The organism is Paenalcaligenes sp. (assembly GCF_030152715.1).
GTDB classification, from domain to species: Bacteria; Pseudomonadota; Gammaproteobacteria; order Burkholderiales; family Burkholderiaceae_B; genus Paenalcaligenes; species Paenalcaligenes hermetiae.
The window spans coordinates 1-12,929 of record NZ_JASLIX010000041.1; the positions used below are offsets into that span (position 1 = coordinate 1).

A 12,929-nucleotide genomic window follows, 5' to 3' on the forward strand; every position below is an offset into this window, starting at 1 on the left:
CGGTAGGCGGCTAAACGCCACTCCAACATAAACTCAGGCTCTTGTTTAATAGCCGAAATACGTCGAATGGTGTCTTCGCTTAGGCCTTTAGGAATCGTAATCGATTCAATCTCGGTAATAAACCCAGCCTCATAGTCACGATCCAAGAACGTGTCGAGGTGTTCATTAACAGTACTCATTAAGATAACTCCGCTGTGGAAGTGCTGTTCTGACGTCTTGATGTAGTCACAAATCCGTCGGATTGCTTCAAAGGGTATTCGTTATTAGGGCGAAGCATGTCAGCAACGCTGACATCTTCTAGCGTTCGGCGTACAATATCATTGATACGCTGCCAATTGCTACGTAGATGGCAATCTTGTTCTACCGAACAGGCTCCGGGGTGGGCAACGCACTCGGTTAAACCAAAGGGCTGATCATCCAAGGCATCAATAATTTGAGCGATGTTTATTTGATCCGCCGGTCTGGCTAGGGCATAGCCACCGCGCGCGCCACGTGTGCTTACGACCAGCTCGTCTTGGCAAAGTAACTTTAATACTTTGCTTACGGTAGGTTGGCCCAAACCCAACACAGTGGCAAGCTCCGAAGCACTAAAAACTCGGTCTGGCTCGTTGCCCATGTGGGTCAGCACCAAGGTGCCATAATCGATGATTTTGCTAATTCGCAGCATATTCGTCTCGGTTTTTACTAACTATACCTATATAGTACCGCTTTGGTACTATATACGTCAAATAGAATGCTGCATTCTGTTACTGCATCAAACGGGCGCTCGCCCATACAATAGTTTTTTTGTTTAACCTCTTTTGGCGAGCTTATGGCTGAGCAATCTGTATCCTATCAGACCTTATTAGCACAATGTGCACAAGAAAAAAGTGCAGCACTCGAGCAACTCTATGAAAAAGAAGCCCCGGCTTTTTTAGCATTAGGCACAAGTCTTTTACAACGCACCACTGACGCCGAAGAATTAACTCGAGAAAGTTTTGCCCTTATTTGGCGGCATGCTAATGCCTATGCACCTGACATGGGTTCAGCTAAAGCGTGGATGTACAGTATTTTACGCTTTCGGGCGCAGCAACGTCTTAAACAAAGCCCAACACTAAGCCCTTTTATAAAGGTCAAAAACAGCCTCTTTATTCCTGCGCAAGCCCCTAAGGACTTGCTGCCTTTTCAGTACCTGGATGAAAAATCACGCAAAATGATAGGCCTAGCCTATCTACATGGTTATAGCTTTGCTGAAATCGCTAAGGAATGCCATAGCAGCATTAGCCACACTCAAAAACAAATTCACGACGCGCTATTGGCCTTGGCGCCGCATTATTCAGGTTGGCACCGTCCCATCAATGACGAAGTAGCACTTTTGGGAATATATTGCCTTGGTTTATTACGGGATGCACACGCCGCTCTACCTGCTCAACAACTTCTTAGTGCTGATTCTAATGCCGCTAAAGACCTCATTCAGTGGGAAGGCATTTTCTGTGCGTTAACCGCCTGTCTTACCCCTATTGAGCCCAACCCTCGTATACAACAACGTCTCTTTCAAGAGCTTGGGCTGCCAATCAGCACGCCTACCCCCGTTAAGGCTCCTGTCCCCCGCCCTCAACAGCCAAGCGCAAGCCTACAGGCCATTTTACAAAAGCCGGCCACCACACGCTTTGATACCCCCACCACCGTCAAAGCCACCCCTTCTGCGCCCAGCAGCTCTACCCCTCCTGCTTCTACAAATAGCGACCAGCCAGATAAAACTCAGGCTACAGCGCAGCCTTTGGCTACGGATACTTCTATTCCATCAACGCCAGCAGCCCCCTCTCCTGATCAAACAAAAAGAGCGCGTTTTACTTGGAGGCCACACTATATCTGGCTTATTGTTGCTTTTTTCGTCCTTCTTGCTGCACTTGCTTGGTTACTTACCCCAAAAAGCCCCACCGTCCAAATGGTACAGATGAGCCCACGCGCCGGAGCCGTGCTTCAAGCCCCAGGGCAGACCTCTACCCCGGGCTGGGTGCTTAGCGTTGATCCCGAAGGTCATGTTTTGCTTGCCCCTCAAGTCCGCACCGATCTCCACCCGGATCAGTCTGTACAATTATGGACCCAAGAACCCAGCAGCACAGAAATTCGCTCATTGGGTTTAATCAACCCGAATCAACCCGTCACTATTCCAGCAGAAATTATTGGTCAAGTACATGTGGGGCAAATCTTTGAAATGACGATAGAGCCCAAAGAGGGCTCGGCTGAACCCTCTAGCGCTGTGTTGTTTATCGGAAGAGTGGTTAATTTTGGTGAATACCAAGCCCCCGTTCAGGAAGCGCCCACCACTTAATTTTTAAGCTGGGCTTGTTTTTCTAGGTAATCGAGCTCTTCGGGCTGAAAACCTGCGGCACGACGCGCGGGCAAATTAAAAGGACCACGTAAGCGGGGCGCTCGGTATTGCTCCGCTAAATCCGGATATAACAACACCGCATCCAGGTCTTTTTGTAAACATATCCAGTGATACCATTTATTGCCCAAGGCCACATGACCTACTTCATCACGCAAAATAATATCCAAAATCGCAGCCGAATCCTCGTCGCCCGCTTGTGCAAGCTTCGCTCTAACCACCGGACAGGCATCTAGCCCTCTGGCCTCTAAGGTACGTGGTACCAAAGCAAGGCGTGCCACCAAGTCATGCTTGGTTCGCTCCGCCATATCCCATAAGCCATCGTGCGCCGGAAAGTCACCATAGACATACCCCATGGTCTTTAAGCGTTGATTTAACAACTCAAAATGCAGTACTTCTTCGTAAGCCACGCATAACCAATCCCCATAAAAAGCATCAGGCATATCGGCATAACGCCAAATAATGTCTAAAGCCAAATTAATGGCATTAAACTCAATATGGGCTAAAGCATGTAAAAGCGTAGCGCGGCCCTCTGGGGTATTCAGTGAACGCTGTTTCACCTGCTGCGGGGGCACAATGTCCGGCTTTTGTGGGCGGCCAGGTATCCCCTGACTTGGTTCTTGAATCGCTAAATCTGCCCCTACCTGCCATGGTCCCTGCTGGTGCAGCTGTTTAATGTAAGTTGCTTTAGTTTTAGGGTCACTGATCAATAAAGCATGCAATGCATGCTCACGTAAGTAATCGTATTCCATAGTAAAAAAGTCCGGACGATGCCGGACTTGTTGAAGCAGCCTAAGGGCTATTGCGCCAAGGCTTTATCTAAAATATTTCTTACTGCTAGTAAATCCTGACGGATGCTTTGAAGCTCTGCACCCGATAAGCGCACCGCTGCAGCGGCATCTGGCTCAATAGCACCTGTGCCCCCTAGGCGATTACGCGCTCCACCAATCGTGAACCCCTCTTCGTAGAGCAAGTGGCGGATACGACGGATCAGCAAGACCTCGTGGTGCTGATAATAACGGCGATTACCACGGCGCTTCATGGGGCGTAACTGGGTGAACTCTTGCTCCCAGTAACGCAACACATGGGGCTTAACATCACACAGCTCGCTGACCTCGCCAATGGTAAAGTAGCGTTTTGCCGGAATGGGTGGTAGGTTTTGATTTTCCATAGCATTCATTTCGTTGATCCTTTGTGCTTATTAGTATAAGCGCATTTTGTGCTCAATCCATAACCTTTACTCAAGGCCGGTATTTTCTACCGCTGACTTCAGTTTTTGACTGGCATGGAAAGTCACCACCCGACGCGCAGAAATGGGAATCGGCTCCCCGGTTTTTGGGTTACGCCCAGGACGAGAAGATTTATCTCGTACCTGAAAGTTACCAAAACCGGATAGCTTGACTTCCTCTCCCCGCTCTAGCGCCGCGCTAATTTCTGCAAAAAATGCATCCACTAGCTCTTTGGCTTCACGCTTATTGAGGCCGACTTGTTCAAAAATAAAATCGGTTAACTCCGCTTTGGTCAACGTTTTATCTATTTTCATCATCATGACACATTAAGCCCGTTGACGAATTTGATGCGCCTGCTCAAGAGCAACCAGCAGTTTATGCATCGCTTTCTCTACCCGTTCGTCCTCTAAGGTGCTCTCACTATCTTGTAGCCAGAAACGCATTGCCAGACTTTGTTCAGCGGCTTGTGCATCGGCTTTCCATACATCGAACAAACGGAACTGTTTCACAATGGTTAATTCGGTATCCGCGGCAATGGTACGCTGCAGCGTATCCACAATATCTTGATAGCTGACTGTCGTACTTAGCCAAAAAGCCAAGTCGCGCTGCACGACAGGCTGACGGGACTGCCGTTGCGGAGCAGGCATCGGCACATTCATCAGTACCTCTGCATCGAGCTCAAATAGCACAGGGGCTGTTTGAATATCAAGCTGTTGCAACCATAAGGGGTGTAATTCCCCTAACCAACCCACAACGCGCTCATCTAGTTCAATACGCGCACTACGACCAGGGTGTAACGCTGGGTGCTCAGCGGCCACAAAACGCAACTGCGCGGCACGCACACCAAACAGATTCTCTATATCGGACTTCACATCAAAAAAGTCCACCTGGCGTGTTTTTGTCCCCCACTGTTCTGGATACACAGGCCCCCAAGCGGCAGCAGCTAAACGCATGGGCTGATGTACCCCCGCCACGGTCAAATCCCCGTCTTTAACCGAAGCATCACGCATAAAGACTTTGCCTAGCTCAAAAACCCGTACACGCGATTGACGATGACGTGCATTATGCTCAATATTAGCTAACAGCCCACCCAATAAGGATGAACGCATCACCGCCAATTGGCTCGCTATCGGATTCAGCAAGCGAATCGGGTCTTCATTGCCAGCATATTGCTTTTCCCATGCCTCTTCGACAAAGGAAAAATTAATGACCTCTTGGTAATCTAAAGCAGCAATCTGCGCACGGAGACGATGAGGTCCTTTATGGGTTTCTGTTTCAACCACAATATTTGCAGCAGCAACAGGCGCTTGATCGGGAATACGCTCAAAGCCATAAATGCGTGCAACCTCTTCGATCAGATCCTCTTCGATACGCAAATCAAATCGGTACGAAGGCGACGTTACCGTAAACACTTGATCTGCCACCGTAAACTCAAATCCCAAACGTGTAAAAATCTGGGTTACTTCTTCTTCGGTGACGGGAATACCCAAAACACGGCGGCAGCGCGCCAGCCGCATAGAAACCTGATGGGGCTCTGGCACATTAATTTTTTGATCATCAATTGGACCGGCTTGCCCCCCACAAATGGACAAGACTAGCTGCGTCATACGCTCTAAGTGCTCTACCACGTGCTCATAATCTACACCGCGCTCAAAACGATGGCTCGCCTCGGAGTGGAACTTGAACTGACGCGCACGGCCCATAATGGCCTCTGGCCACCAGAATGCGGCCTCTATGTAAATATCTTGCGTGGTGGCGGGATCAACAGCACTGTCTTCCCCACCCATAATACCGGCTAAGCTTTGTGGAACGCCATTGGCTGCAATCACCCCTACCTGCTCATGCAGTTCTACCTCTTTACCGCTTAACAGGGTGAGTTTTTCCCCTGCTTTTGCCCAACGAACCTCGAGCCCCGAGGCAATTTTTGCCAAATCAAAAACATGAGTCGGACGACCAAGCTCTAACATCACATAGTTAGAAATATCCACCAACACAGAAACCGAACGCTGTCCAGCACGCTCTAAACGCTGAACCATCCAATCAGGCGTTTGCGCTGCCGCATTAATACCTTTTACTATGCGCCCAGCAAACCGCCCACATAAATCCGGTGCCGAAATTGTGACCGGCAAACGATCATCAATCGTAACAGGCACTGGCTCAAAAGAAGGCAGATTTAACGTATCGCCCGTTAATGCTGCTACCTCACGCGCCACCCCAAGCATGGACAAGCAGTCAGCTCGGTTTGGGGTCATTTTGATTTCAATAATATGATCATCTAAGTCTAGGTATTCGCGAATATCGGTGCCTACAGGAGCATCAGCTGGTAGCTCCAAGAGCCCATCGGAGTCCTCGGTAATGCCTAGCTCTTTAGCTGAACATAGCATCCCAAAGGACTCCACGCCCCGCATTTTGGCTTTACCAATTTTAAAATCACCCGGCAACACCGCGCCTAGCTGAGCTAAAGGAGCTTTTAGACCCTGACGCGCATTCGGTGCCCCACATACAATTTGTACCGTGTCTGTACCGGTATTGACCTGACAAACACGCAAACGATCCGCATCAGGATGTGGTTCTATAGCAGTGATTTCTGCTACTACCACCCCACTAAATGCCGGCGCTGCCGTAACGGATTCTTCGACCTCTAGCCCAGCCATGGTTAAGCGATGACAAAGCGTATCAGAATCCAATGCAGGATTAACTAAAGTACGTAACCAAGATTCAGAAACAAACATGAGTAATAGACCGAGCTAAAATTAAGAATTGAACTGCTTCAAAAAGCGTAAATCGCCTTCAAAGAACTGACGCAAATCGTTAACACCATAACGCAACATGGTTAAACGCTCCAGCCCCGAACCAAAAGCAAAGCCCATATATTTCTCGGGATCTAAGCCAAAATTACGCACCACATCTGGATGCACCTGACCAGAGCCAGAAATCTCTAACCATTTGCCTTTATTAGGACCCGAACTAAACATCATATCGATTTCAGCAGATGGCTCGGTAAACGGGAAAAACGAGGGGCGAAAGCGCACAACCAAGTCGTCCGTTTCAAAAAACGCACGTAAAAAATGAGTGTAAACGCCTTTTAAGTCTGCAAAAGAAATGTCCTCGGCAATCCATAAGCCCTCGACCTGGTGGAACATAGGCGAGTGCGTGGCATCGCTATCAACCCGATAAGTACGCCCAGGCGCAATCACTTTAATGGGTGGTTGATGCATACGAGCATAACGAACCTGCATAGGGCTGGTATGCGTGCGCAATAAAAACGGCAGTCCATCCTCGTCCTGCATATCCACATAAAATGTGTCTTGCATAGAGCGTGCAGGGTGATTTTCAGGATTGTTTAAAGCAGTAAAGTTAGTCCAGTCGTTTTCAATTTCGGGGCCATCTGCGACCTCGAAACCAATAGAGCGAAAAATCGCTTCGACCCGCTGCCATGTCCGGATTACAGGATGGATCCCCCCCACAGAGCGACCACGCCCTGGTAAGGTCACATCAATAGTTTCTGAAGCCAAGCGCTGATTCAGCTCGGCTTGAGCCAGCTCGGCACGACGCGCATTAAGCAGTGCTTCGATTTGGCGCTTCAGTTGATTGATTGCCGCGCCTTGTGTGCGCTTTTCCTCGGGGGGCAATTTAGCTAACCCCTTCATAAGAGCAGTGATCTCGCCCTGTTTACCTAAAAAAGTCGCTTTAGCATTTTCTAAAGCAGCAGCATCCACAGCCTCGGCAAAAAGAGTCTGTGCGCGTTGAATCATCTCGTCGGCCGGTAGTGTCATGGTCAATGTCTATTTCCAAAAACAAACGGGCCCTATAAAGAGCCCGTTTGTACATATACAGAATCGAATTGTGCGATTAAGCGGCTAAAGCGGATTTGGCTTGTGCTACTACGGCAGCAAAACCTGCTTTGTCGTTAACAGCCATATCGGCGAGCACTTTACGATCAAGTTCAATGTTGGCTTTGTTTAAGCCGGCAATGAACTGGCTATACGTTAAGTCTAGCTCACGGCAAGCCGCATTAATACGTGTGATCCACAAAGCGCGGAATACACGCTTGCGATTACGACGGTCACGATATGCATACTGACCGGCTTTCATTACCGCTTGTTTAGCTACGCGGTAGACGGTACTGCGACGACCACGAAAGCCTTTGGCTTCGGCTAGAACTTTTTTGTGACGGGCACGGGCATTGGCCCCACGTTTTACGCGTGACATGTATTACACTCCAATCAAGCAAAAGGAAGCATCTGTTTTACGGATGCTACGTCTGCGGCATGTACTGCAACAGTACCGCGTAACTGACGTTTGTTTTTAGTGGTTTTTTTCGTCAAGATGTGGCGCTTAAAGGCCTGACCACGCTTGATGGAACCACTGCCACGTACGTTAAAGCGTTTGGCTGCGCCACGCTTTGTTTTCATTTTAGGCATAAGAACACTCAAAATAAAGTTGTGACTATAGGTGGCAGCCAAACTAAAGCTGCTCTTTTTAACCCTTTAGACACTTATTGATTTTTTATTTGAAGCCAATACTAGCCAAATAAAAGAAAAATTATAAAAGCAAAAAAAGAATTTGTCTATAAAAATTAGTATTTTAGACCAGATTGATCACGGAACTGCATCGCCAAAGCCACGTGCTCGGCGGTAATATGCTCTGATTGCTGCATATCGGCAATAGTACGCGCCACACGACGCAAGCGTTGCACCACCCGTACTGACCAGGCCCATTTACGCATTGCATTTTCCATCAGCTGTAATGCCTCGGGCTGTAACGCCGCATAGCGATCCAATGCCTCGCCCTGTAAGGACGCATTTAGCATGCCCTGCCGTTGATATTGTCGCTGCTGGCAGCGTTGTACCCGCTGCCGTATCGTGAATGAGTCTTCAACTGCAACGTGCGACGTAGGAAAAGTCTCTTCAAAAGGCAGCACCAAATATAAGTCAATCCGATCCAGTAAAGGCCCAGAAAGCTTTGCACGGTAACGATCGATTTTTTCTGGTGTGCAACGACATGCTATTTTTGGATGCCCAAAATATCCACAAGGGCATGGGTTCATGGCTGCAATCAACTGGAAGCGTGCTGGGAAACAACCGCGCTGATTTGCTCGAGAAATGACCACCTCTCCGGTTTCCAATGGCTCTCTTAGAGACTCAAGAACACGTCGATCAAACTCGGGCAGCTCATCCATAAACAACACCCCATGATGCGCTAAGGTGACCTCTCCGGGACGCAGCTGACGACCGCCCCCCACCATTGCTGCCATCGTACAAGAATGATGAGGCGCCCTAAAAGGCGGTTGCTCAGTGAACAAGCCATCAGTTGCATTACCACTAAGCTGTTTTAATACTGCCACTTCTAGTTGCTGTTGCGTGCGCAACGGGGGTAATAAGGTGGGCAAGCGCTGCGCCAACATACTTTTACCAACACCTGGTGGCCCTGACATTAATAGGCTATGCCCACCGCTTGCCGCTAGCTCTAAAGCAAAACGGGCCTGCTGCTGGCCATAGACCTCGGACATGCATAAGCATGAGGTAGACGCTGCGCGCTCTGTCATAGGAGCAGGCTGAGCAAACTGCATAGTTTGCTGCCCTGATAATAAGGCCACAGTCTCTGTTAACGTAGAAACCCCTACAACCTTTAATTGTGGTATATGTGCCGCTTGTTTTGCTGACAACCACGGGTAAAAAAGAATGCGCTCAGCATAATGACGCTGCACCCCAAGCGCAAAAGCCAGGGCTGCTCCACTTGGCACAACGGCCCCTGTTAAAGATAGCTCGCCGGCAAAGACAAAATCTTGTACTGCCACTGGCAAACGTTCCCCTGACACAGCCGTTGCATCACTGATTTGCCCTGATGCCAACAGCACCCCGAGCGCTATAGGCAGATCAAACCGCCCCGATTCTTTGGGCACATCTGCTGGCGCTAAGTTCACAGTGATGCGCGCAGCAGGAAAGTCAAAACCACTGCTTACAATGGCTGAGCGCACGCGCTCGCGGCTTTCTCGCACCCCCGCATCCGGTAACCCCACTACTTGAAAGCTAGGCAAGCCGGGAGCAATATGTACCTCTACCCGTACTGCTATCATCTCTAGGCCAATCAGGGTACCGCTGGCCAAAACAGCTAAACTCATTGGGATCTCCTTTATCGTACTAAAGGAGTATGCCGCATTCTAATAGTCGTATGCGCCCTGGCTAGACCCTATGAGCCTTCCGTATTACTACGATTCGGCAGGTTTTTCATCCGTACTGCTTTTCTGACCAAGCTGCGCCTCAAGCTCTTGTACCCGCTGCTCTAATGCTGCTACACGGGCTAGAGCACGCTCTAACACCGCTACTTGTGAATCAAACTCATCACGCGTCAATAGATCCATGCGGTTAAAAGTTTGCCCCATAAAAGCTTTGACATTTTTTTCTAGATCTGCCGCGGGACTATTAGCAATCAAATCTGAAAGATTTTGTTGAAGCTGGCTAAAAAAATCATTACGAGTGTTCATAATCTATCCTTTCATAAAGTATTAAGGCTAGTTTAAGCTAAAAAAGCCGCCTCAAGGGCGGCTTTTTTGATATCAAGCAAACACAGCGATTAAGGTTTTGCTTGTTGTACAGCAGGCAACTCTTCGTTACGTGGTGACTGTACACCATTACCTACAGCACCCTGAATAGCGCTATCGGCTTTAGCGGCAGCGTCTTTAATTGCATCGCCTGTAGCTGTGGCAGCTTTAGATGCTGCCTCTTTAGCATCTTTTGCGGCTTCGGCTGCTTTATCCTTAGCTTCTTCTGCTTTGGACTTGGCTTCATCTGTCTTTTCTGCTGCCTCGGCTTTTAACTTTTCAGCTTCGGCCTTGGCTTTTGCCTCTTCCGCTTCGGCTTTGGCCTTTGCCGCTTCCTCACCTGACTTTAGATCAGCTTCTACTTCCTTTTCTTTGGCAATAGCACTTTCTTTAGCGGATTCGATCTTTGCCTCGGTTTCCGCAGATGGTGCTACGGGTGCAGAAGGTGCCGTGGCGGCAGGAGACCCTGCAGGCGCAGCAACTTTGTCATCATTATCCGAGCAAGCGGTTAATAATGCTACAGAAGACACAACCAAAGCAGCTAATGTAATACGAGTCTTATTCATATCAATCCTTTTTCTAAAGATATTATTGAGAAGCTGTACCCAGCCCCCTTGTTACAATTACATTCTACTCAGTCCGCTCCTGCGAGCAAGCAAAGTAGTGTAAAGCTCAATGTCATCTTTTTTTTGAAAAACACAAACCCTTCAAAAATACCCCTTAATTATCAACAAGATACACAAAACCTGTCTAAAAAAGCAGCGCGCTGAGTGTTACAATTGCAACGACAGACACAGCTTTTGTTACATAAAAATAGGGGTTAATACTTATTTTTCAAGAAGTTTATGCAGATCAATCCGCTCAGCACGATTTAAGGCCGTCGCTACCTTAAGGCGCAGAGCTGCCGAGTGTGAACTGAGTATTTCTTGCTTTACACGAGGAATCTGCGCCGCTGGCATAGAAAAACAACGTAAGCCTAAGCCAAGCAGCATACGTGTTAAACGCACATCACCTGCCATCTCACCACACACGGAAACGGGCTTACCGTAAACCTCGGCACGATTAATAGTATGCGCGATTAAACGCAATACAGCTGGGTGCATAGGATCATACAAGTCGGCAACATCTGCATCTGCCCTATCTACCGCCATCACGTACTGAATTAAATCATTGGTACCAATGGATAAAAAATCAAGATGTTGCGCAAATGGTTCTATCGCTATGGCAATAGCGGGCGCCTCTACCATCGCCCCTAATTGAATCTGTTTTGCATAAGGCACGCCATCGGCTATTAGGCTTTGCTCCGCTTTATCCAAGGCTTGTCGCACGGCATGTACTTCTTCCATGGTAGAAATCATGGGGATAAGAATACGCACCAAACCAAACTGAGATGCACGCAATAAGGCGCGTAGCTGTGTTTGAAACAGCTCGGGATGCGCCAAGCAATAACGAATAGCGCGTAAGCCCAAAGCCGGGTTCGTGGCTACGGTCTGCTCTCCATCCAGTGTTTTATCTGCCCCAATATCTAAAGTACGTATGGTTACGGGGCGCCCTTGCATCGTTTGCACTACACGAGCATAGGCTTCAAACTGCTCGTTTTCTGAAGGCAAATCTTTGCGCCCCATAAACAAGAACTCACTGCGAAACAAGCCTATGCCATCGGCTCCGATATCAAAAGCGGCTTGAGCCTCGGAAGGAAGCTCAATATTTGCTTCAAGGTGGATGCGAATGCCATCAACCGTCATGGCGGGCGTATCACGCAACTGAGAAAGCTGCGCCTCTTGACGTAAATGCTCTGCTTGTAGCTGACGATACTGCTGCAAAATCGTTTCGGCTGGATTAACGATGACAATACCCTTAAAGCCATCCACAATCAGCATATCGCCATCTTTGACTAAGCGACGAACATCCCCCAAGCCCACCACGGCAGGAATATTCATGCTACGAGCAACAATGGCGGTATGCGAGGTAGGACCACCTAAATCCGTTAAAAAAGCAGAAAAACGTACTTTACGCAAACGCAACATATCCCCAGGGGAAATGTCACGGGCAACAACGATCAAACCCGAGTCGGTCGGGTCTGTTTGCACCGGCAAACTATGTGCATGGGGTGCTTTACCATTAAGAATCAAAAGCACTCGCTCAATAACTTGACGCACATCTGCGCTACGCTCACGTAAATAGGGGTCTTCGATTTGTTCAAACTGCGCGATAATTTGCTGCCCTTGGGTCGCTAGCGCCCACTCGGCGTTATAGAGTCTGTCAGCGATGAGCTGTGCGCTTTGTTGTCGCAGCATCGGGTCAGCCAGCAATAAACGGTGCACCTCGAGCACTGGCGCAATCTCTCGCGGTGCATCAGCAGGCAGCTGTTGAGCTATCACCGCCAAATCCTGCTGAGCTTGGTCCATTGCTGCATAAAGCCGATCTGACTCGGTTTGCACCTGATCGGCTTCAATATAATAATGAGCAACCTCTAAGGCGGCAGCACCCATTACTGCTGCCTTGCCAATTGCGTAGCCTTGGACTACACCCTGCCCCATTAAGCAAAACATCGCGTTGGATGGCAGCGCGGCTTCGCTCATTTAGCTTTCCTCACCAAATTTATCCGCAAAGAGCTGCTCGATCTGTGTTAGAGCCTGCTCTGCATCATCGCCCTCTGCGTCCACGGTCACGGTCACCCCCAACCCTGCCGCCAGCATCATCACCCCCATAATGCTTTTTGCATTAACACGCTGAGCCCCACGTGCAATATGAACAGCACTTTGAAATTGGCTTGCTAATTGAG

14 protein-coding genes are annotated in these 12,929 nt (G+C 48.8%); 1 reads left to right on the top strand and 13 read right to left on the bottom strand.

From position 1 onward, the window contains the following. Positions 1 to 178: 178 nt before the first annotated feature. Positions 179 to 667 (bottom strand): SUF system Fe-S cluster assembly regulator, encoded by a 489-nt coding sequence (locus Q1V74_RS03170; RefSeq protein WP_300647025.1) that lies wholly within the window; start codon positions 665 to 667, stop codon positions 179 to 181. A gap of 144 nt (positions 668 to 811) precedes the next feature. Between Q1V74_RS03170 and Q1V74_RS03175 the strand changes: the two genes are divergently transcribed. Beyond that, complete coding sequence (locus Q1V74_RS03175) at positions 812 to 2,314, top strand: anti-sigma factor (RefSeq protein ID WP_300647026.1); 1,503 nt, start codon at positions 812 to 814, stop codon at positions 2,312 to 2,314. Here the strand turns inward: Q1V74_RS03175 and Q1V74_RS03180 are convergent. The 12 genes from Q1V74_RS03180 to Q1V74_RS03235 all read right to left on the bottom strand — a co-directional run. Continuing rightward, positions 2,311 to 3,123, bottom strand: a complete 813-nt coding sequence (locus tag Q1V74_RS03180) for a ferritin-like domain-containing protein (protein WP_300647028.1) — start codon at positions 3,121 to 3,123, stop codon at positions 2,311 to 2,313. The genes Q1V74_RS03175 and Q1V74_RS03180 overlap by 4 nt on opposite strands. Before the next feature lie 47 nt (positions 3,124 to 3,170). Then, positions 3,171 to 3,551 (bottom strand): MerR family transcriptional regulator, encoded by a 381-nt coding sequence (locus tag Q1V74_RS03185; RefSeq protein WP_260648814.1) that lies wholly within the window; start codon positions 3,549 to 3,551, stop codon positions 3,171 to 3,173. A 57-nt stretch (positions 3,552 to 3,608) separates the two neighbouring features. Continuing rightward, positions 3,609 to 3,917 (bottom strand): integration host factor subunit alpha, encoded by a 309-nt coding sequence (locus Q1V74_RS03190; RefSeq protein WP_260648962.1) that lies wholly within the window; start codon positions 3,915 to 3,917, stop codon positions 3,609 to 3,611. Positions 3,918 to 3,926: 9 nt separating this feature from the next. Next, positions 3,927 to 6,332: a phenylalanine--tRNA ligase subunit beta gene (pheT, locus tag Q1V74_RS03195; protein ID WP_300647029.1), complete on the bottom strand. Its 2,406-nt coding sequence runs from the start codon at positions 6,330 to 6,332 to the stop codon at positions 3,927 to 3,929. 21 nt (positions 6,333 to 6,353) lie between these two features. Next, entirely contained in the window at positions 6,354 to 7,376 is a 1,023-nt protein-coding gene (gene pheS, locus Q1V74_RS03200) for a phenylalanine--tRNA ligase subunit alpha (protein WP_260648816.1), read from the bottom strand. 76 nt (positions 7,377 to 7,452) lie between these two features. After that, positions 7,453 to 7,812, bottom strand: a complete 360-nt coding sequence (gene rplT, locus Q1V74_RS03205; RefSeq protein WP_260648817.1) for a 50S ribosomal protein L20 — start codon at positions 7,810 to 7,812, stop codon at positions 7,453 to 7,455. 14 nt (positions 7,813 to 7,826) lie between these two features. Then, positions 7,827 to 8,024, bottom strand: a complete 198-nt coding sequence (rpmI, locus tag Q1V74_RS03210) for a 50S ribosomal protein L35 (RefSeq protein ID WP_260648818.1) — start codon at positions 8,022 to 8,024, stop codon at positions 7,827 to 7,829. A 155-nt stretch (positions 8,025 to 8,179) separates the two neighbouring features. Next, positions 8,180 to 9,724: a YifB family Mg chelatase-like AAA ATPase gene (locus tag Q1V74_RS03215; protein WP_300647031.1), complete on the bottom strand. Its 1,545-nt coding sequence runs from the start codon at positions 9,722 to 9,724 to the stop codon at positions 8,180 to 8,182. Between the two features lie 87 nt (positions 9,725 to 9,811). Beyond that, on the bottom strand, positions 9,812 to 10,087 hold the full coding sequence (locus tag Q1V74_RS03220; RefSeq protein WP_300647032.1) for an accessory factor UbiK family protein: 276 nt from the start codon (positions 10,085 to 10,087) through the stop codon (positions 9,812 to 9,814). 89 nt (positions 10,088 to 10,176) lie between these two features. Further along, entirely contained in the window at positions 10,177 to 10,710 is a 534-nt protein-coding gene (locus Q1V74_RS03225) for a hypothetical protein (protein ID WP_300647033.1), read from the bottom strand. Between the two features lie 261 nt (positions 10,711 to 10,971). Beyond that, the gene (gene ptsP / locus Q1V74_RS03230; RefSeq protein ID WP_300647034.1) at positions 10,972 to 12,726 is read right to left on the bottom strand and encodes a phosphoenolpyruvate--protein phosphotransferase; all 1,755 of its coding nucleotides are present in this window, start codon (positions 12,724 to 12,726) and stop codon (positions 10,972 to 10,974) included. Next, positions 12,727 to 12,929 (bottom strand): HPr family phosphocarrier protein (locus Q1V74_RS03235; protein ID WP_300647035.1); only part of this gene is annotated, 203 nt, incomplete at its 5' end.